Below are 19,859 nucleotides of genomic sequence, written 5' to 3' on the forward strand. Positions count from 1 at the left end.
TTTCGTATGTGTTATCAATCAATTTTTAACGTCGCAATTTCAGAACCGAGCTTCTTCAACGCTTTCTGCGCGGCCATCTGCTCAGCTTCCTTTTTGGATTTACCTCTGCCAACGCCAAGCTGTTCTTCATCCAGGCTTACTTCTGATATGAATTCTCTCGCATGGGCCGGCCCTTTCTCTTCAATGATCTGATATTGCACCTGACCCTGATTCTCCTGTTGAATGTATTCCTGAAGCTGACTCTTGAAATCCATCATGTGTGAAAACGAACCATCGTGTATTTTCGGATAAACATAATCCCCCAGAAATTGATAAACCGCTTCCATACCTAGGTCAAGATAAACTGCCCCGATGAATGATTCAAATACGTCAGCCAGAAGAGCAGGACGTTTTCGCCCCCCTGTCATTTCCTCACCTTTACCAAGAAGTACATAGTCACCAAAATTAAGGGAGTCCGCAATTTTTGCCAGCGATGGCTCACAAACGATTGCTGCTCTGAGTTTGGTCATCTCACCTTCACTCATCTGTTCAAAGAGCTTAAACAAATATTGAGAGATGGCCAATTCCAAAACAGCATCGCCTAAAAACTCCAACCGCTCATTATCATCATGAGGACGAATCCGGTGTTCATTCACATACGAAGAGTGGGTGAATGCCTGTATAAATAAATCTTCATTGGTGTATGGGACATTCAACGATTGAATGAATTGCCTGTACTTCGCTTTTTGTGCATTGGACATTTGCATTTTTTTTGCCTGCCGTTTCATGCCTTTTCGATGAATTTTACGTGACTGTTGCATCGGTTACCTCCATCATATTCATAAGATACTTTTAAAGCCCAAGTCCCTGTCTGAGGGACTTGGGATCATGAACATAATTATTGATGACGTTCTATGTAATCAATAACGTCACCGACTGATGCGATTTTTTCTGCATCCTCATCAGAAATTTCAAGTTCAAATTCGTCTTCAAGTTCCATAACCAGTTCAACAACATCCAACGAATCTGCACCTAAATCATCTTTGAATGTGGCTTCTCTTTTCACTTCGGATTCATCGACACCAAGACGTTCGGAGACGATACTTGCAATACGATCATGCACTGTAGCCATGTTACTCACCTCCTCTCAGTAATTATAGGATAAAAACGGCGAAAATACTAGTCACTTTATGGCATTACCATTCCACCATCAATATGGAGGGTTTGTCCTGTCATATATGACGCCCCGTCACCTGCAAGGAACAAGATGACATTTGCCACATCTTCAGTCTGTCCGAGACGGCCGAGAGGTATCTGATCAAGCAATGTCTTCTTCATCTCTTCGTCGAGATCGTCTGTCATTTCGGTTGAGATGAATCCCGGAGCAACTGCGTTCACCAGGATGTTCCGGTTGGATAATTCCCTGGCCAGAGATTTCGTCAATCCGATCACGCCGGCCTTACTGGCCACGTAGTTCGCCTGTCCGGCATTTCCAAGGACTCCAACGACGGAAGAGACATTAATGATCCGGCCCGAACGCTGCTTCATCATTGGGCGTGTCAGCGCTTTGGATACATTAAACACCCCTTTCAGATTCGTGTTAATCACAGCATCGAAATCCTCTTCCTTCATCCTCATGATCAGATTGTCCTTGGTAATTCCTGCGTTATTGACCAGGACATCAACTGTCTTGAAGCGTTCGAGCACTGTTTTCACCATATCATTGACGGCCGCACTGTCCGCAACATCCGCCTTTACTGAGAAAGCATCTACACCATGTGCCTGACAGGCTTCAACCGTTTCTTCAGCTTTTTCAACATTCCCTGAATAGTTCACGGCCACATTAGCTCCCGCTTTGGCAAAGGCTTCACAGACCGCGCGCCCGATGCCGCGGGACCCTCCTGTAACCAGGACATTTTTTCCGTTCACTTTACTCACCTCATTTTTCGAATTATTTTTCGGCTTTTAATGTATTCAATGCCTTTTCAAGCGTCTCATCATCATAAACCGGTAACACCGTAGCCCGTCTCGCCGCTTTTTTCACAAGCCCTGCCAACACCTTCCCAGGTCCAGCTTCGATAAAAGTGTCCACACCTTGATCAATCAAGTATTGTATCGTTTCCGTCCACTTTACAGGAGAATGGATTTGGTCAACAAGAAGCTGCTTCACCTCATCTGTTGAGCGGTAAGGAGACGCAGTAACATTTGCAATCACAGGTATGGCCATGGTGTGAACCGCAACGTGATCAAGGACGTTCTGCATCTGCTCAGAAGCAGGCATCATCAAAGAAGAGTGGAAAGGACCACTCACGTTCAAGGGGATCACACGTCTTGCTCCTGCGTCTTTTGCCAACTCACACGCCTTTTCAACGCCCTTTGATGTTCCTGAAATAACAATTTGACCTTCTGCATTATAATTTGCTGGCTCAGCTGTTTCATTCAACTGATGAACCTCATTGGAAATGTCCAAAACAGCTTCCTTTGGTAGACCCATGATTGCAGCCATGGCACCTTGACCGTCGGGAACAGCTTCTTCCATCAGCTTCCCGCGGGTTTGCACGAGCTTAACTGCATCATTGAAAGAAAGCGCGCCGCTGGCATAAAGTGCAGTATATTCCCCGAGACTGTGTCCGCAGGCGTAGTCAGCCTGAATCCCATGATCCTCGAGCACTTTCCATACAGCTGCTCCTGTCGTGAATAGAGCAGGCTGTGTATTTGTTGTTTTTTTGAGTTCTTCAGCATCTCCTTCAAAAATTAGAGATGACAAGCTTCGTTCTAATGCTTTGTCGGCTTCTTCAAACACATTCGAAGCCGCAGCGTGAGCTAGAAACAATTCATGCCCCATGCCTGGTGACTGAGACCCTTGGCCCGGGAACATGACCGCTATCTTCGTCATGACTCCAGTTCTCCTTCCTGCTGTAAGCGTTCGATTTCAGAAGAGATCGTGGCTGTCACTTCTTCATCCACCATCAGCTTCGCCTGGCGAATTGCACTGAAAAACGCTCTCTCGTCGGATGATCCGTGCGCTTTGATCACGGGTGCCCGCAGACCAAACAAACCCGCGCCACCATATTCTGAATAATCCATTTGATTTTTCACTTTTTTAAATGCGGGCTTTAAAATGGCTGCTGCCATTTTATTTTTCAATGATGACGTCAATTCTCGCTTTAATATGGAAAACAAAGAGATCGCAGTTCCTTCCACAGATTTCAGTACCAGATTACCACTGAAACCATCAGCAACAACCACATCAGCAACGCCTTCGAGAAGATCGCGGGCTTCCACGTTCCCGACAAAATGAAGACCGCTCTCTTCGATTAAATCGTAAGCCTGCTTCGTCAGTTCTGTACCCTTACCAGCCTCTGAGCCAACATTCAATAAACCGATTCGCGGTTTTTCAAGACCCCGGACATTTTTCATATAAACGTTACCCATTAATGCATATTGCAGAAGATGAGACGGTTTTGCTTCCATATTGGCTCCAACATCAAGAAGCAGAAAGCCATCACCATTTTTCGTTGGCAGCATAGGTGATAGTGCCGGACGTTCAATTCCTTTGGCCCGACCTACAATCAATAGCCCTGCCGTCATCAATGCACCGGTATTCCCTGCCGAAATAGCTGCATCTGCCCGCCCTTCTTTCACTTCTCTGACAGTGAGGACCATCGACGACGTTTTTTTGCGGCGCACGGCCTTTACGGGGGAATCCTCTGATGTTATCCATTCATCTGTATGCATCACTTCAATCCGATCCGTTTCACCTTGTAAATGCGGTCGAATCTGTTCTTCATCTCCGATGAGGATCAACTCAAGGTCTTTAAATGTATGTAAGGCGAGCAGACTACCTTTTATAATGTTTTCAGGTGCATGGTCACCACCCATTGCATCAATGGCCAGTTTCATGATTTCCCCTCCTCCAATTCATTTGCAGAATCACTTCGGTACATGGAGAATGAACCACTGAATACAAGTTCGTGTTCTACAAAACTCTCCACATTCACGCGTGTTCTCGAGTTGTCCACGACTGCAACCTTCGCTTTTGCAACGACGCGCTCTCCGCTTTGAACCTGGCGCTTAAATGAAACATCAGCGCTTACCGTTAACGCAAGTTCATCATCAATCACCGCTACAGCCAGTGAGTTCGCCTGTGCGAACAAATGATGTCCTCGTGCGATGCCGGTTCTTGAAAACACATGATCCTCGGTAACGTCCAAAATGGATAGTGCATACGTATCGAGTTCGAGATCAATGATTTCTCCGATCACTTCTTCAAGAGGCAATGCTTTCACCGTATCATACTGCTTTTTAGCCACGTGTTTAATCCGTTCACGGACTTCCGGAATACTGAGTTCCAAGCGGTCAAGACGAACGGTCTGGACACTGACATTAAAATAATCCGCCAGTGCATCATCAGTGATAAACGGATTCTCAGCTATTTTTTCTTTTAATCGCGGTTGACGCTTACGTTTTGTTAGTTTCACAGCATAATCACCACACTCATAGGACTAGGTACTAATTGTAGTTTATAGGAATAGTCAAGCTTTTTCAAGGGCTTATTTTACATTGATTATTCAGAGAGGTTAATCCACTTTTTCTTCCTGAAAAGCAATATCGGATTCGAGCATCATTAATAGACTCCTGTAGGAATCGTGTTCGAAGAGGGCGCCCGACTGGATAATTTTTGCCGCATCATTCCGGGCAGTTTCAAGGATTCTGTAATCCTCTAAGAGGTCAGCAACTTTGAACTTCGGCATACCACTTTGACGAACACCGAAAAATTCCCCGGGGCCCCGCATTTCCAAATCACGCTGAGATAGTTCAAAACCATCCGTTGTCTCAGTCATGATACTCATCCGTTCTTTACCCACCTCTGTTTTCGGATCGGCGAGTAAAATGCAATGGGATTGATCGGCACCACGCCCAACCCTCCCCCGAAGTTGATGAAGCTGAGCCAATCCGAACCGGTCTGCATCATAAATCACCATAACCGTGGCGTTTGGGACGTTCACTCCCACTTCCACTACGGTAGTCGATACAAGAAGTTGAATGGCATTGGACTGAAAATCAGCCATTGCCTGTTCTTTTTCCTGATGTTGGAGACGACCGTGCATCAAACCACATCTCCGGTGAGGTAATGCTTCCGTTAATGTCCGATGCAATTCAATTGCATTCTGAACTTCAAGGGCTTCCGACTCTTCGATTAAGGGCGTAATCACATATACCTGATGCCCTTTCTCAATCTCCTTGTCAACAAAAGCCAACACCCGTTGCAGCATATTCCGTTTACCCCAATGCGTCTTGATGGGTTTACGGCCAGCTGGAAGTTGATCAATTGTGGACACATCCATATCCCCAAATGCACTGATGGCCAAAGTCCTTGGGATCGGTGTTGCAGTCATAAACAACACATCTGGCCTGAGCCCTTTTTGCTTTAGTGTGCGTCGCTGTGCCACACCGAAGCGGTGCTGTTCATCAGTGATCACAAGACCAAGGTTCGAAAAGTTGACACCCTCCTGAATCAGAGCATGAGTACCAATAATCAAATCGACTTCTCCCGAGGCTAGCATCTCTAAAACTTCGCGCTTCTCCTTCACTTTTGAAGAGCCGCTCAGATGTGCAATGTTGACCTTTAATTCAGCAAACAGTTCACGGAGCGAAGCTGCATGCTGTTCTGCAAGAATTTCAGTTGGTACCATTAATGCGCCCTGAAAGCCTGCAAGGAAGTTCGCATAGAATGCAATCGCTGCAACTACCGTTTTTCCGCTTCCCACATCCCCTTGCAGCAAGCGATTCATACGTTCGATTGAAGAAAGATCGCTTAGAATATCCGATAATACCTGCTCCTGCGCAGTTGTCAGTTCAAATGGCAACCTCTTAATAAAGGCGTTAACAGCCTCCGCATCCCAACTTTTGGACTGTCCATCGCCGGCTTGACGCTCATTTTTCCGAAACCACTGCATCTTCAACTGAAACAAAAGTAATTCTTCATAAGCCATGCGCCGCCTGGCTTGATTAAATGCCTGTTCATCCTTCGGAAAATGCAAATAATACACTGCCTGTTTCCGCTCCATCAATTGATAGCGGGACATCAAAGATTCAGGCAGAACTTCTTCGATATCATGAATGAAACCATCGGTTACCTGTTCGACAAATCGCCTGAATTGGTGCTGTTTCAGGTCTCCTTTAATGGAGTACACCGGTTCAAGGCCACCTCGTTCAATTTTTTCAACAGGCTTCACAATTGCACCCGTAATTTGCAGCCGATGCCGGTCAAATGTACCACTGATAATCACTGTGTCATTAAGGATCAGCTGTTTTTTCATATAAGGTTGATTAAAGAAGACCACTTTTACCAGAAGACCATCTGCTAGAATGCGGATCGTCAATCTCGATTTTTTCCCTTTAAAAAATTTCAGCTCCGGCATGCTGTGAATCGTTCCTTGAACGGTAACACGCTGCTGATGTTCCGCTTCTGATAACGGTTGAATTTCATGATTTTCATATCGGAATGGAAAATATGTCAAAAGATCGCCCACGGTGTATATGCCCATGGTTGCTAGTACTTCCTCGTTCCTCGGGCCAATACCTGCAACTGCTGATACAGGCTGATTCATATGCGTCAAACTCCTTTTTTATCACCAAAGATCCGGTCCCGGTATGCTCTCCCTGTTGGGGTAGCTGCAAGGCCGCCTTCCCCGGTTTCTCTTAAGGTAGCTGGCATGGTCTGACCGATACGGAACATCGCTTCGATCACTTCATCACATGGAATTCTGCTGGTGATGCCTGCAAGAGCCATATCCGCTGCAATCATTGCGTTCGATGCACCGGCTGCATTCCTCTTCACACAAGGCACTTCAACAAGTCCTGCCACCGGGTCGCAAACCAGTCCTAACATATTCTTTAAAGCAATAGCCATGGCTTGACCTGATTGATCAGGTGTTCCTCCTGCCATTTCAACAATCGCCGCTGCTGCCATGCCAGAGGAAGAACCAATCTCGGCCTGACAACCACCCGCTGCACCTGAAATCGATGCGTTGTTTGCAATGACAAACCCGAATGCTCCACTGGCAAAAAGAAAACGAATCATGTCTTCACGTGTCGGATCGAGCTGATCTTTCACTGCAAACAATGTTCCTGGAACCACACCTGCAGATCCTGCTGTAGGAGTCGCACAAATCGTTCCCATAGCAGCATTTACTTCATTCGTTGCCATTGCTTTACTGACTGCATCAAGCATAACGTGGCCTGATAATGGCCGTCTCTCTTGCATATACTTCTGCAGTTTTTTGCCGTCTCCACCTGTCAAACCGGTTACCGAACGGATGTCTTCTGTCAATCCTCGTTCCACCGCAGCTTCCATCACGGAAAGATTATGCTCCATTTTTTCCATCACTTCAGTGCGACTTACCTCTTGTGTGGCCATTTCCTGTTCAATCATGACTTCTGAAATACGAATTTGTTTCTCTTCGGCTTGCCGAATTAATTCACTCACATTTCGGAACAATACTGCCACTTCCTTTGTCTGTTATTCGTGAATCTTGGTGACTTTCGTGACATGTTCGAGAGATTCGAGACCTCTCAGTATACTTTCATCGACATTCTCATCTACCTCTATGACCATCAGCGCTTCTTTTCCCTCTTCTTTTCGGGAAACTTCCATATGACCGATATTCATCTTCTTATCTGCAAGATTTGTCGCAACAGAAGCAATCGTACCGTATCGATCGTGATGCACGACAAGAATGGCAGGATGATTGCCGCTAAGCCTTAATTTGAAGCCATTCACTTCTTTAATTTCGACTTTTCCGCCACCGATTGAGATCCCGACCAGTTCAACCTGGTCATTATCATGACCAATCCGGATTCTCACAGTGTTTGGATGTTCCACCTGAGCATCCTCTTCTTGAAAGGAGTACTTGAGTCCACTGTTTTTGGCATGTTCAAACGCTTGAGTGATACGTTCATCAAAGGTGTCAAAGCCCAGCACACCTCCGATCAGCGCGACATCTGTTCCGTGCCCTTGATAAGTTTTCGCAAAAGAGCCGTATAAATGAAATGTTACCCACGTTGGTTCTTTCTCAAGCAATTGTCTTGCTACAAGTCCAATTCTGGCCGCTCCGGCTGTATGAGAACTTGAAGGGCCGATCATAACCGGTCCCATGATATCAAATACGCTTCGGAATTGCATTAGTCATCCTCCATTCATAAAAAATGCCACATTCAGTATAGAGTCTATATTTTATGACTCGGTTCAATGCAACGTTCCAAAAAAGAAACTTCACATAAATAGATGCGAAGTTTCTTCATGATTATTTCACCCTGGCGAAAGACAGAGATAAAGTTCCAGGACCAACATGGGTTCCGATTACCGGGCCGATATTCGTTACGACATCTTTTTCCACATGGAATTCGGTTTTCAAACGTTCCATTAATGCATTTGCTTCTGCTTCTGCATTGGCGTGTGAAATTCCGACGTGAACCGGATCCTCACCGAATCTTTTTTTGAACTCATCAATAATTCGTTGTACTGCTTTTTTATTACCCCTGGCTTTTTCAAACGGATAAACCTCTCCATCATCATTCAATGAAAGGATCGGTTTAATTTTCAATAACGAACCAATTAAAGCAGAAGCCTTACCTATTCGTCCATTTTTCTCTAAATACTCCATCGTATCGACCATAAATAATACAGTCGTTTCATCAAGGAGTTCCTCAACGCGTTCGAGACAGGCTTCCTTATCAGAACCGCCCGATGCCAGTTCTGCCACTTCAACGACAATAACACCAATGGCATATGAGGCTTTTTTGGAATCAATTACTGTTACATCGATTTCTTCGGCAACATTCTGCGACGCAATATGGGCAGATTGATAGGTACCTGAGAGATTTGCCGATAAATGAATCGATAAAATCGCTGCTTCCGGATGTTCATCGTGAAGTTTACGATATACTTCCTCAAACTGATGCGGTGTTGGCTGGGATGTTGTCGGCATAACATCTGATTCAGATAATTTTTTATAAAAACCGTCTGAATCAAGATCCACCCCGTCATGATAAGTCTCGTCCCCGAAATGTACTTTCAAGGGAACAACCGTAATGTCAAAATGCTTTGCAAGTGACGGTGGGATATCAGCAGTTGAATCCGTAACAATAATAACTTTCGACACGATGACAGCCTCCTTTGTGATCTGTTATTACAACCCGTTTATTCAACGGAAACAATATACGAATAAAGCGGCTGATCGCCAGTATGAACTTCAACTTCCACATCATCAAATGTGGCTTCGATATATTCTGCCAGTTCATTTACTTCATCATCAGATCGTTCTGCCCCTCTGATAAGCGTCACAATTTCACTGTCCTCATCAATCATATGTTTCATGAGTTTTTTTGCCACGTCCTGAACGGACTTCCCGTTCGAAACAATCGCTTTTTCATGAATACCCATGAAGTCGCCTTCTTTGATATTCACGCCATTCAGACTGGTGTCCCTGACAGCATAAGTCACTTCCCCAGTTTTTACAAATGCCATGGCCTCTGTCATGTCATTTGCAGTTTCTTCGAGTTCACCCTCTCGATTGAATGCAAGCATAGCTGCAAGACCTTGAGGTACTGATTTGGAGGAAACCACCTGCACATCTGTATCAGCAACATCTGCTGCCTGCTGGGCAGCCATAATGATGTTGCTGTTATTTGGTAACAGTACTACATTCTTCGAGTTACACTCATCAATTGCTTTCAAAAAGTCTTCCGTAGATGGATTCATGGTCTGTCCACCTTCAATGACTTTTGCTACACCCAGACTCCTGAACAAGTCTGCAATCCCTTTGCCCATTGCAACAGTGATAACCGCAAATTCGGAGTGATCCTCTTTCGGCATCGGGACGCCCAGTGTACCCTGTTGTTTTCCATCTTCCAATATCGTGGAATGCTGAACCTTCATATCCTCTGCCTTTATATTAATCAGTGCACCGAATTTTTGAGCTTCATTGATTACATCACCTGGTACATCTGTATGTACATGTATTTTCAACAAATCTTCATCCGAAACAACGAGCAGCGAATCTCCATACTCACTGAGCAAATTCCTGAATGCAGGTTCATCATAAGGATGTTCAGTCAGTTTATGATCCTGAAAACGGACCATAACTTCAGTGCAGTATTGAAACTCAATATCATCAGTATCCATGTGACTTTGAGCTGAATGGTGTTCGAATTTCACCATTTCCTCCATAGAAGGAGTTTCTTCTTTTCCGGATAGTAAGATACTGCCACCTTTCATGACTTCGAAAAACCCTTCATAAATTGTTAACAGCCCCTGACCTCCCGAATCAACCACACCCACTTCTTTCAATACCGGTAAGAGATCAGGCGTCCGTTCGAGTGAGGCATCCGCTTCTGTGAGGACAACTTCCATGACTTTCAGCAGATCATCTTCCTCTTTTGCAAAACGCTGCCCTGCTGCAGCTGCATCCTTCGCCACGGTAAGAATCGTTCCCTCCACTGGCTTCATAACAGCTTTATAAGCCATATCTACGCCGTATTCAAGGGCATCAGTAAACGCTTTGGCATCCATTTTTTCATGTCCCTCGAGAGATTTGGAAAACCCTCTGAACAACTGCGACAAGATTACGCCGGAATTCCCGCGCGCGCCCATTAACAGGCCTTTTGCAAATGCATTGGCCACTTGGCTTACTTTGGTATTATCTGCACCTTTTACTTCTTTTATTCCTGAAGTAATCGTTAAATTCATATTCGTCCCCGTATCCCCATCGGGCACAGGAAATACATTTAATGCATCAATTTTCTTTGAATGGTTGGACAGATTATTGGCACCAGACTGAAGCATTTCAGCCAGTGTATGTCCTTCAATTGTCTTCATTACCACGCATGCTCCTCCTCACTTGTTTCTCGTCTTAGGGGTTGATGACACGCACACCCTGAATAAATATATTGACAGATTCGACTTTCAACCCAAGCATTTGCTTCAATTGATACTTCACTTTTGATTGGACATTATGTGCTACCTCAGAAATCTTTGTCCCGTATCCGACAATGATATACATATCGATATGCAATTCACCGGACTCCTGCTCCCGGATGACTACACCTCTGCCAAGATTTTCACGTCCCAAAAGGTCCGTGATCCCATCTTTCAGCTGTTTTTGGGAAGCCATACCAACAATGCCGTAGCAATCTACCGCAGCACCACCTGCAATGACCGCAACAACCTCTTTCGATACATCAATATTTCCGTACCTTGTTTTCATTTCAATTGTCATAACTCTGTTGCCTCCTTCTTCAGGATTACATAAATGGCTAAAATCATTTTACTACACATCCTGTCGTATTGAAAGTAATGATCTGATTTCTGCTGATGATGACCCACGCTGGAGTTACGCGCTGTCAAGGTTAAATACTTGATGAACTTGAAGAATTCTCTTGAATTCCACTCCATGCTGTGCTAATATTACCGAGTATGTGATTTGCGTACAAGATAAACCATGTTATGATTGAAGTGTTCGAAGGAGGGATATTCCATGGCACGTAAATGTGTAATTACTGGCAGAGGTCCAAAGAGCGGAAATAAGCGATCTCACGCTTTGAATGCGACGAAACGTCGCTGGGGAGCTAACGTACAGAAAGTCCGTATTCTCGTAGACGGTAAACCGAAGCGCGTATATGTTTCTGCACGTGCGCTGAAATCAGGTAAAGTTCAGCGTGTATAATGCATAAAAAGCGGATCCTGCACACAGGATCCGCTTTTTTGCAGAATATTAGTCGCTTGCTGTAACACCGTAAAGAAGTCCTGTGTGAAACGTAACTTCAGCTACGTCTTTAACTTGTTCATTACTGACACAAAGGCTCGACGCACGGAGAAGGGATATGTGATGTGCATCATATTTAAAGCCTTTGAGACTTAACCCTTCAACACGCTCTGTTACTGGAAGAAATGAGACATAAGCAGACTCAAGCTCCTGTAATTGGTAATAACCAGGCGGCCAAATCCAAACCCGTCCGCTCTGTTCATACAATTCCACAGCAATGCCTTGATGTGCGACTTTTTCCATGAGTTGCATAGTCATCATCTGATGATCCATCCTCCCACCTGTAACTCCTAAAAATGTCAACCGACCAGCATCTCGCTTCATCGCCTCTGCAATAGCAATTTCCAGATCTGTTTCGTCCTTTTCGACAGGATGAATCGCCACCGCCTGACTTCCTTTCATAATTCTCTCACGCCCATCCAAATCCACTGAATCAAAGTCTCCTACCGCAAGACAGGGCGAAATTCCTCTGTCAATAATATGCTTGGCACCCATATCTGCGCCGATCCAGACATCTGTGTCTTGTTTTAATTGATGAAGAATTTTTTCAGACGGAAAAAGCGCTTCAGGTCCACCTGCCCATATGACAACATGGTTACTCATCGGCTCAAGCTGCTTTTTGTTCAGGTTGAATGAGACGCTTAGACGCATTCGACAAGAGGAGCAGTATTGCAGATGCCAAAAGCATGGTTGGGAACATATAAGACCAATTGTACACAAAAGAATAGACCGCAACCGGTGTCCCTTCAGGTGCATATTCTCCAAACCAGACCACTCCGGCTGTGAAATGAGCCGCCAGTCTCAGCATTCCACCCAGAAAGATACCGGCAATAATAAATAGAGAACGTTTCAGGACAGTTTGCTTTGCATTGACAGTAAAGAGACCGGCGAGACCCACGAGTCCAAAAGCAATAGGGTAATCCAGCAGTGCCTGAAACCAGTGGACAATGAATGGCTGAATGGTCATATTGACAAAACCGAACAGAATACCGGCAATCACCCCTGCTTTCCATCCTCTCCTGAACGCGATTAGAAATAATGGAACCATCGCAAGTGAAATAGACCCACCCTGAATCCAGAATTTCAAGATCGTGAAGTAATCCAGTATAGCAGCAATTGCTACCATCATAGCGATTTCCATCATGATTATTAATCGTTTTCTTGAACTATTCATAACATTCCCCTTTCTGATTTTCGAACCACAAGAAAGGAGGACACAAAAAAGGTATCGCCAATGAAGAGACGATACCGAGATTGTTCCGGTCCACATCCCTTCGTAAGTTTGAACTTACAGGTTCTCAGGGTCGAAGCGCATTCTGCTTCCTCTCAGCCCGTGCTGGACTCCCCTTGCGGTTCTATTCTGTTCAGTATATCATTCAGTTGCGGATGTCTTCAACCGCTCTCTTTCGATCAGCCTGACCAAAGACAGCAGAGCCGGCAACGAGCACATTCGCACCAGCTTCTATACATCTGCGTGCAGTATCCTGATTGACACCACCATCCACTTCGATGTCAATCTCACATTGATGAAGCTCAGCAAATGCCTTCACATCCCGGATTTTAGGCAAAACGGATTCAATAAATGATTGTCCTCCAAAACCAGGATTTACAGTCATAAGAAGAACAAGATCCACATCCGGTATGATCGACTCGATTGCAGAAACGGGCGTATGTGGGTTAATGACTACTCCGGCCTTGACGCCATGAGATTTAATCAATTGAATCGTCCTGTGCAGATGTGGACAAGCTTCCTCATGCACACTGATGATGTCAGCTCCTGCTTTAGCGAAATCGGGAATATACTGATCTGGATGTTCAATCATTAAATGAACATCCAACGGTAGTGCTGTCTCTGGTCGTATTGCTTTAACAGCCAATGGTCCGAAAGTAATATTCGGTACAAAATGACCATCCATAACATCCACATGAATATAGTCTGCTCCGGCATTTTCTGCAGAACGTACCTCTTCCCCGAGTTTGGAGAAGTCTGCAGCTAAAATTGATGGTGCAATCTTGATCATAATCTAATACCTCCGCTTCGTCTGCTCTATTTCTTCATGAAAACTGGCATAATGCTCATAGCGCTCTCTCGCCGTATGTCCCGATTCGACAGATGCTTTCACGGCACATTTCGGTTCGTTGATATGTTGGCATTCACGGAATTTACACTGTGAACTTAATGCCTGGATTTCCGGGAAATAATCACCTAATTCTTCTTTTTCAATGCCTTCAAAGTCCAGGGAACTGAAGCCTGGGGTATCCGCAACATAACCCCCTTCATTTAAAGGGATCAGTTCAACGTGACGTGTTGTGTGTTTTCCTCGTCCCAGCCTTTTGGATGTCACATCAGTTCGAATATTCACACCTGGCTTCAGAACATTCAACAATGATGATTTCCCAACACCGGATTGTCCTGCAAAAACGGACACTTTCCCTTTTATATATGGGCGAAGCTGCTCAATTGTCTCTTCATGATAGATGGAAGTCTTGATAATCTGATAGCCAATATTTTGATAGACTTCTTCAAAATAGTTCAATTCGTCTTCATTGTCTTTCAATCTTAAATCGGATTTTGAAAAACAGAGAAGTGGTTCAATCCCGTTCGCTTCAACATGAACAAGAAAACGATCGAGCAGAACAGGGCTGAATTTAGGGTCATTCATCGAAAAAATAAGAACAGCCTGTTCAACATTCGCAATCGGTGGTCTCACCAGTTGGTTTTTTCGGTCATCGATACCCATGATATAGCCGTCAGTGTCATTTTCTGCAACATATTCAACCCAGTCACCTACTAAAGGCGTAATCTTCCGATTGCGAAAGTTCCCACGTGCCCTGCATTGAACAATGTGTCCATCGGTCTCCACATAATAAAAGCCACTGAGCGCTTTGATGATTCTTCCCTTTGGCATAGCATGCTCCTTGTCTGTAAATATTCCATTACTGCATATCTGATAATTGCTCATAGGTATATTCATAAGGAGAATCGTCGAATTCTTCACCATCAACTACGAGAATCAAAAATCCTGATTCTCCTGGTTCCACACTCATCGGTACATCAAATGTTGTAGTCTCTGTGATTTCACGATCAATCACCTGTCTTGGAACTTGTGAGTTCATATCTGTAACCGAAATCTGAACGCGGTAACGTTCTGGCTCTTCATCATTCACTTCCTCTTCTATTTCAGGAATTGAGACTTCAAAAGGTACTGTGACTCTGACGGGTTCTTCAGGTTCTTCTTCCTCTTCAGGCTCAGGGCCCATACTGAAAACCACATTCACTGTTGTCGGTTCATCGATGCGTGCTCCACGACCCGGGTTTTGAGAAATTACTTTTCCTTCTTCTGTTGAAGGATGATAGTCTTCGTCGAACGACAAATTAATCAATGGTTCATTTTCAAGAAGCTCAAGAACCTCGTCACGGTTCATATCAGCAAGATTCGGCATAGTAAACACAGGATATTCACTGATGGTCAACGTAACGGATGTGACGGCCGGAATCACTTCTTCTCCAGCTTCCGGGTCTTGTTCTAAAACCGTATCCGGATTCGTATCGGTTGTTTCACGGTATTGAATTTCAACTTCATCGAATTCTTCCAGCAAATTCAAGGCACGTTCTCTTGTTTCACCAGTCACATCAATCATCTGCATTGGCTCCGGGCCTTCACTGACCATCACACGAATCGTGGATTCTTCCTTCACCATCCGGCCGGCCTCTGGATTATGACTGATGACATGACCTTCTTCGATTTCATCATCAAACCGGTAGTCGGCTTCAACAACCAGGTTTAAATCGATCAATTGTTCTTCGACTTCGTCAAACGCCTCACCTATCAGGTTATCAGGAATTTCCACATCTTCCACATGCAAAAGTGAAGGAATCCACCAGAACAAAAACAAGATCACAGCCAGCATCACAAGACCGATGATTGTACCCGTTTTCACCCAAAAAGCTTTTGATCGCTTCTTCTGATTGGACTTTCCTTTGTCTCTTTCATAACTCACTGTATCCTGATTCACGGCTCCAGAGCTCACCTTTGTTTGATCGTTATCTGCAAGACTTTCTTTAGAACTGACTGCAGGCATTGCTCTCGTAGCATTTTCATCAAACGGCACCGGTACAACGGCTGCCTCATTTACTCTCGAAGGGTCCAAGATCGTATCGAGGTCAGCCAGCATCGTATGTCCTGATAAATAACGGTTTTGTGGTTCTTTTGCTACAGCTGTCATGATGAGATTCTCAAGACTTTGCGGAACGAATGATAATTTCTCTTTCACTGATGGAAACGTGTCCTGCATATGCTTGATTGCGATGGAAACTGGTGTATCTGCAGTGAATGGGACATGACCTGTCAGCATTTCATAGGCGACCACGCCCAGTGAGTATAAGTCGGATTGATAGGTGACGTATCCACCTCTCGCCTGTTCAGGTGACAAATAGTGAACAGATCCCAATACGGAATTCGTGTGGGTGATGGTAGCATCACTGATAGCCCTTGAAATACCAAAGTCGGTTACTTTTGCTGTTCCATTCGGGGAGATCAAAATATTTTGCGGTTTGATATCCCGATGCACGATATGATTGTCGTGTGCATGAGCCACTGCAGAAGTGACCTGTCGGAGAATACGTACCGTCTCTTCCGGAGAAAGCCTCTGATTCGCTGATATATATTCCTTCAACGTCTGACCTTCCACATATTCCATCACAATATAGTATTCATTCTCTTCTTCTCCAACATCATAGATGTTTACAATATTCGGGTGAGACATCGCCGCAGCCGAGTGCGCTTCTCTTCGGAAACGACGAATGAATTCTTCGTCTTCTGCAAATTGACTTTTGAGCACTTTCACTGCAACATCGCGATCGAGGATCAAATCTTTGGCAAGATAGACATCTGCCATTCCGCCTCCCCCTACTGCACGGATGATTTCATACCGGTCGCTCACTCGCTTTTGGGGCATCAATTTCGCCCCCTTTCACCGTCATGCTCTGCGATTACGAGAGAGATGTTATCTTCTCCACCTAACTCATTGGCCTTATCAATCATTAATTGACCCGCAGTTTGGAGGTCTTCATTATCTTTTAATAAAGTGTGAAGCATTTCGTCAGATAGTTTGTTCGTTAATCCATCCGTACACAGAAGGAGTCGATCTCCAGATTCCCAGGTTGTCTGATAAATGTCGGCTGAAACTCCCGGGTTTGTTCCAACTGCTTTCGTTAACATATGTTTTCTAGGGTGATTCTCTGCTTCATCCAAAGTAATTTGTCCTGCTCTGTATAGTTCTGCCGAAACAGAATTATCCATTGTAACCTGATGAAATTCATCTTTATCATAGGAGTAATGATATACCCTTGAATCCCCGATATTACCTACGATCAAATGATCGTTTACGCAAACAGTGGCAGTGAGGGTCGTTCCCATTCCCTCGTATTCCTTATGCTGTTGCGCATATTCATAGACTTTCTTATTTGCATAAAGCATAGCCTTCTCCAGCCATGACAGCCATTCTTCCTGAGTCATTTTAGACGTTTCGTCCCATTCGTACTCCATGACCCTTACGCTCATGGCACTCGCCACATCTCCTGCACTATGTCCCCCCATCCCATCAGCAACTACAGCTAATGCATGAGATTCCATTTCCCCATGAGGAGTGAAGCTTCCTGAGTCTTCATTATAGGGCCTCACTCTGCCCCTGTCTGTCATATACAGTCCGTTCACATCAATCCCTCTTTTCCCCAGTTCACTGTTTCAATATTGCAGTCATATAAAATCCATCGGTGCCATATTGAGCGGGTATCAACTGAATACCTGTTTCGTTCGCCATCGGAGAGGTTCGGATTTCTTCTGGCAAACGTTTTTCAAATCCTGGTTCAATTATTGCATCCGGGTGTTTTTTCAGAAAATCCTTTACCTGATTTTCATTTTCTTCTCTGTCAACGGTGCAAGTACTGTAAACCATTATTCCACCTGATTTCAGTAGAGGCCATACATGATCGAGTATATCTCTTTGAATCACTGTCAAACGCTCAATATCCTGTTCAGATTTAGACCATTTCAAATCCGGCTTTCTTTGGATTACACCAAGACCCGAACAGGGCACATCTAATAGAATACGATCAAAAGATGCTTCTTCGAATGCAGTTGAAACTGTTCTGGCATCTTGTAAAACGGGTTGAATCATTGAAATTCCCAGTCGTTCTGCCTGAGACTGAATGAGCTTCACTTTATGCTCATGTATATCCAAACTGATCAATTCCCCTTGATTATCCATGCGTTCTGCAATATGCGATGATTTCCCTCCAGGCGCTGCGCAGGCGTCCAACACTCTTTCCCGCGGTTGCGGGTTTAACAGCTGAGTGACAAGCATCGATCCTTCATCCTGAATCGAACAACGGCCTTCTTTGAAAGCTTGAGTTTTACTGATTACGCCTTTCGTAACACGTATGGATTCATCCAGCCAAGGCCCTGCTTCACAGTTCATCCCTGAATCAACCCATTCCTTGATCAGCTCTTCCCTGACCGTTAACAGCGTGTTCACCCTTGCTGATGTAATCGGATAAGACAGGTTTCCTTCAGCAATACGCCGGGCAATTTCCTCTCCATATTGCTCGATCCACCGTTTAATCATCCAATCCGGGTGACTCGTTTCAATAGCGATTTTCCGAAACTCAGGAGATATTCCTGACGTATCAGGAAGCCCTTCACGTTGAATGGCTCTCAAAATACCATTCACCATGCCGGAAATTCCTTTATGACCTCTTTTTCCAGCGATCATGACAGCTTCATTCAAAACCGCATGGTCCGGCACACGATCCAGGTAGACCATTTGATACACACTGAGTCTCAAAAGGATCAGCACCCAGTTTTCTAATTTATCCAGTGGTTTTTTTGAATAACCACCGATATAAAAATCCAGTTTTCGTTGATACTGAAGGGTTCCATAAACCATTTCGGTCAATAAAGGAATATCTTTTTCTGAAAGTTCTTTTTTCTTGACCGTTTCATCTATGAGCAAATGGCTATATGCCTGTTGTTTAGCGATTTTGATCAAAACATCCAATGCTGCATTTCTTACATTGCCTGTACGGATTTGATTATTCATCATTTTCACCTAATCGTTCACCTTTCCGCAACTGTCTTCCTGCTCCTTGCAGAAATGCAGCAGAATCCTGTGGTTTTTTTCCTGACGGCTGTAATTTGGTCAACCGGATCACCTTGCCGTCTCCGCAGACAACTTCCAATCCATTATTTGCAATTTCCGTAATAGTTCCTGGCTTCAAGGATGAGCTTTGATGTGCACTTTCAGCCTCCCATATTTTCAAGCGTTCCCCACGTAACATCGTATGTGCCACAGGCCATGGGTTCAGTCCCCTTATTTGATTTAAAATGGATTTCGCAGGTTTGCTGAAATCGATACGCTCCTGCTCTTTTTTTATATTTGGAGCAAATGTGACAAGATTTTCATCCTGCTTAACCGGGGTTAATTCATGATTCATCAGTTTCGGAATCGTATCAATGAGTAATTCAGCACCTGCTTTGCTTAATTTATCATGCATGGTACCCGTTGTATCCGTTTCATCGATTGGAACGGAACATTGTGTAAGAATTTCACCAGCATCGAGTTGATCTGCCATATACATGATGGTGATGCCGGTTATTTCTTTCCCATCCATGACTGCATAGTGAATCGGTGCACCGCCTCTGTATTCAGGAAGCAAAGAAGCATGAACATTGATACAACCATGCTTGGGACTAGTAAGTATTTCAGGAGGCAAAATTTGACCGTAAGCGGCTGTTACAAGTAAATCCGCCTGCTCATCAACCACCGGTTTTGCCTCCTCCGATTTCTTTATTTTTTCAGGTTGATAAACTTTCAAACCATGTTTTTCAGCGGCTGTTTTCACCGGTGGTTTCGTTAAGACCTGTTTTCTGCCTTTTGGTCTGTCCGGCTGAGTGACGACCATGGCGATATCATAACCTTCTTCAACCAACGCATCCAATACAGGAACCGCAAAATCGGGTGTCCCCATAAAAATGATTTTCATTCCCTTAC

General features: G+C 44.5%; 21 protein-coding genes and 1 riboswitch. Of the genes, 1 reads left to right on the top strand and 20 read right to left on the bottom strand.

Going from position 1 to position 19,859, the window contains the following annotated elements; translation table 11 throughout:
- Nucleotides 1-14: 14 nt before the first annotated feature.
- From rnc to BBEV_RS09360, 12 genes are all read right to left on the bottom strand, one after another.
- Nucleotides 15-800, bottom strand: coding sequence for a ribonuclease III (gene rnc / locus BBEV_RS09305; protein WP_324609475.1), 786 nt, complete (start codon nt 798-800; stop codon nt 15-17).
- Between the two features lie 77 nt (nt 801-877).
- Nucleotides 878-1,111 carry an acyl carrier protein gene (gene acpP, locus BBEV_RS09310; RefSeq protein WP_069365226.1) on the bottom strand — a complete coding sequence of 78 codons (234 nt, stop codon included), beginning with the start codon at nt 1,109-1,111 and terminating at the stop codon, nt 878-880.
- A gap of 56 nt (nt 1,112-1,167) precedes the next feature.
- Complete coding sequence (gene fabG / locus BBEV_RS09315) at nt 1,168-1,908, bottom strand: 3-oxoacyl-[acyl-carrier-protein] reductase (RefSeq protein WP_069365227.1); 741 nt, start codon at nt 1,906-1,908, stop codon at nt 1,168-1,170.
- A 22-nt stretch (nt 1,909-1,930) separates the two neighbouring features.
- The gene (gene fabD, locus BBEV_RS09320; protein WP_069365228.1) at nt 1,931-2,875 is read right to left on the bottom strand and encodes an ACP S-malonyltransferase; all 945 of its coding nucleotides are present in this window, start codon (nt 2,873-2,875) and stop codon (nt 1,931-1,933) included.
- On the bottom strand, nt 2,872-3,882 hold the full coding sequence (gene plsX, locus BBEV_RS09325) for a phosphate acyltransferase PlsX (RefSeq protein ID WP_069365229.1): 1,011 nt from the start codon (nt 3,880-3,882) through the stop codon (nt 2,872-2,874). Before plsX ends, fabD begins: the two co-directional genes overlap by 4 nt.
- Nucleotides 3,879-4,460, bottom strand: coding sequence for a transcription factor FapR (gene fapR, locus BBEV_RS09330; RefSeq protein ID WP_069365230.1), 582 nt, complete (start codon nt 4,458-4,460; stop codon nt 3,879-3,881). The genes plsX and fapR overlap by 4 nt, the downstream gene beginning before the upstream one ends.
- Before the next feature lie 99 nt (nt 4,461-4,559).
- Nucleotides 4,560-6,593 (bottom strand): ATP-dependent DNA helicase RecG, encoded by a 2,034-nt coding sequence (gene recG, locus BBEV_RS09335; RefSeq protein WP_069365231.1) that lies wholly within the window; start codon nt 6,591-6,593, stop codon nt 4,560-4,562.
- Between the two features lie 5 nt (nt 6,594-6,598).
- On the bottom strand, nt 6,599-7,483 hold the full coding sequence (gene sdaAA / locus BBEV_RS09340) for an L-serine ammonia-lyase, iron-sulfur-dependent, subunit alpha (protein ID WP_069365232.1): 885 nt from the start codon (nt 7,481-7,483) through the stop codon (nt 6,599-6,601).
- A gap of 21 nt (nt 7,484-7,504) precedes the next feature.
- Nucleotides 7,505-8,167, bottom strand: a complete 663-nt coding sequence (sdaAB, locus tag BBEV_RS09345; RefSeq protein ID WP_069365233.1) for an L-serine ammonia-lyase, iron-sulfur-dependent subunit beta — start codon at nt 8,165-8,167, stop codon at nt 7,505-7,507.
- A 121-nt stretch (nt 8,168-8,288) separates the two neighbouring features.
- Nucleotides 8,289-9,146, bottom strand: a complete 858-nt coding sequence (locus BBEV_RS09350; protein ID WP_069365234.1) for a DegV family protein — start codon at nt 9,144-9,146, stop codon at nt 8,289-8,291.
- Between the two features lie 38 nt (nt 9,147-9,184).
- A complete protein-coding gene (locus BBEV_RS09355) occupies nt 9,185-10,867 on the bottom strand; it encodes a DAK2 domain-containing protein (protein WP_069365235.1) in 1,683 nt (560 codons plus the stop codon).
- A gap of 28 nt (nt 10,868-10,895) precedes the next feature.
- Nucleotides 10,896-11,261, bottom strand: coding sequence for an Asp23/Gls24 family envelope stress response protein (locus BBEV_RS09360; RefSeq protein WP_069365236.1), 366 nt, complete (start codon nt 11,259-11,261; stop codon nt 10,896-10,898).
- Nucleotides 11,262-11,519: 258 nt separating this feature from the next.
- Between BBEV_RS09360 and rpmB the strand changes: the two genes are divergently transcribed.
- Nucleotides 11,520-11,708 carry a 50S ribosomal protein L28 gene (gene rpmB, locus BBEV_RS09365; protein ID WP_069365237.1) on the top strand — a complete coding sequence of 63 codons (189 nt, stop codon included), beginning with the start codon at nt 11,520-11,522 and terminating at the stop codon, nt 11,706-11,708.
- Between the two features lie 48 nt (nt 11,709-11,756).
- Here the strand turns inward: rpmB and BBEV_RS09370 are convergent, their stop codons facing one another.
- From BBEV_RS09370 to fmt, 8 genes are all read right to left on the bottom strand, one after another.
- On the bottom strand, nt 11,757-12,410 hold the full coding sequence (locus BBEV_RS09370; protein ID WP_069365238.1) for a thiamine diphosphokinase: 654 nt from the start codon (nt 12,408-12,410) through the stop codon (nt 11,757-11,759).
- A 4-nt stretch (nt 12,411-12,414) separates the two neighbouring features.
- Nucleotides 12,415-12,981, bottom strand: coding sequence for an energy-coupled thiamine transporter ThiT (thiT, locus tag BBEV_RS09375; RefSeq protein ID WP_069365239.1), 567 nt, complete (start codon nt 12,979-12,981; stop codon nt 12,415-12,417).
- 78 nt (nt 12,982-13,059) lie between these two features.
- A riboswitch (TPP riboswitch) is annotated at nt 13,060-13,165 on the bottom strand.
- Nucleotides 13,166-13,183: 18 nt separating this feature from the next.
- Nucleotides 13,184-13,828 carry a ribulose-phosphate 3-epimerase gene (gene rpe / locus BBEV_RS09380; RefSeq protein WP_069365240.1) on the bottom strand — a complete coding sequence of 215 codons (645 nt, stop codon included), beginning with the start codon at nt 13,826-13,828 and terminating at the stop codon, nt 13,184-13,186.
- Between the two features lie 3 nt (nt 13,829-13,831).
- The gene (rsgA, locus tag BBEV_RS09385) at nt 13,832-14,716 is read right to left on the bottom strand and encodes a ribosome small subunit-dependent GTPase A (RefSeq protein ID WP_069365241.1); all 885 of its coding nucleotides are present in this window, start codon (nt 14,714-14,716) and stop codon (nt 13,832-13,834) included.
- Between the two features lie 28 nt (nt 14,717-14,744).
- A complete protein-coding gene (pknB, locus tag BBEV_RS09390; RefSeq protein WP_069365242.1) occupies nt 14,745-16,766 on the bottom strand; it encodes a Stk1 family PASTA domain-containing Ser/Thr kinase in 2,022 nt (673 codons plus the stop codon).
- Complete coding sequence (locus BBEV_RS09395) at nt 16,766-17,524, bottom strand: Stp1/IreP family PP2C-type Ser/Thr phosphatase (protein ID WP_084007321.1); 759 nt, start codon at nt 17,522-17,524, stop codon at nt 16,766-16,768. Before BBEV_RS09395 ends, pknB begins: the two co-directional genes overlap by 1 nt.
- A 22-nt stretch (nt 17,525-17,546) precedes the next feature.
- The gene (gene rsmB / locus BBEV_RS09400) at nt 17,547-18,911 is read right to left on the bottom strand and encodes a 16S rRNA (cytosine(967)-C(5))-methyltransferase RsmB (RefSeq protein ID WP_069366686.1); all 1,365 of its coding nucleotides are present in this window, start codon (nt 18,909-18,911) and stop codon (nt 17,547-17,549) included.
- Complete coding sequence (gene fmt / locus BBEV_RS09405) at nt 18,901-19,851, bottom strand: methionyl-tRNA formyltransferase (protein ID WP_069365243.1); 951 nt, start codon at nt 19,849-19,851, stop codon at nt 18,901-18,903. Before fmt ends, rsmB begins: the two co-directional genes overlap by 11 nt.
- Nucleotides 19,852-19,859: the final 8 nt, after the last annotated feature.

It is taken from the genome of Salisediminibacterium beveridgei (assembly GCF_001721685.1).
Taxonomy (GTDB): domain Bacteria; phylum Bacillota; class Bacilli; order Bacillales; family Salisediminibacteriaceae; genus Salisediminibacterium; species Salisediminibacterium beveridgei.

What these genes read in the sequence shown, in the direction of transcription:
- rnc (WP_324609475.1), bottom strand. Translation starts at nt 800, where the DNA reads ATGCAACAGTCACGTAAAATTCATCGAAAAGGCATGAAACGGCAGGCA.
- acpP (WP_069365226.1), bottom strand. Translation starts at nt 1,111, where the DNA reads ATGGCTACAGTGCATGATCGTATTGCAAGTATCGTCTCCGAACGTCTT.
- fabD (WP_069365228.1), bottom strand. Translation starts at nt 2,875, where the DNA reads ATGACGAAGATAGCGGTCATGTTCCCGGGCCAAGGGTCTCAGTCACCA.
- plsX (WP_069365229.1), bottom strand. Translation starts at nt 3,882, where the DNA reads ATGAAACTGGCCATTGATGCAATGGGTGGTGACCATGCACCTGAAAAC.
- recG (WP_069365231.1), bottom strand. Translation starts at nt 6,593, where the DNA reads ATGAATCAGCCTGTATCAGCAGTTGCAGGTATTGGCCCGAGGAACGAG.
- sdaAB (WP_069365233.1), bottom strand. Translation starts at nt 8,167, where the DNA reads ATGCAATTCCGAAGCGTATTTGATATCATGGGACCGGTTATGATCGGC.
- BBEV_RS09360 (WP_069365236.1), bottom strand. Translation starts at nt 11,261, where the DNA reads ATGACAATTGAAATGAAAACAAGGTACGGAAATATTGATGTATCGAAA.
- rpmB (WP_069365237.1), top strand. Translation starts at nt 11,520, where the DNA reads ATGGCACGTAAATGTGTAATTACTGGCAGAGGTCCAAAGAGCGGAAAT.
- BBEV_RS09370 (WP_069365238.1), bottom strand. Translation starts at nt 12,410, where the DNA reads ATGAGTAACCATGTTGTCATATGGGCAGGTGGACCTGAAGCGCTTTTT.
- thiT (WP_069365239.1), bottom strand. Translation starts at nt 12,981, where the DNA reads ATGAATAGTTCAAGAAAACGATTAATAATCATGATGGAAATCGCTATG.
- rpe (WP_069365240.1), bottom strand. Translation starts at nt 13,828, where the DNA reads ATGATCAAGATTGCACCATCAATTTTAGCTGCAGACTTCTCCAAACTC.
- rsgA (WP_069365241.1), bottom strand. Translation starts at nt 14,716, where the DNA reads ATGCCAAAGGGAAGAATCATCAAAGCGCTCAGTGGCTTTTATTATGTG.
- pknB (WP_069365242.1), bottom strand. Translation starts at nt 16,766, where the DNA reads ATGCCCCAAAAGCGAGTGAGCGACCGGTATGAAATCATCCGTGCAGTA.
- rsmB (WP_069366686.1), bottom strand. Translation starts at nt 18,911, where the DNA reads ATGATGAATAATCAAATCCGTACAGGCAATGTAAGAAATGCAGCATTG.
- fmt (WP_069365243.1), bottom strand. Translation starts at nt 19,851, where the DNA reads ATGAAAATCATTTTTATGGGGACACCCGATTTTGCGGTTCCTGTATTG.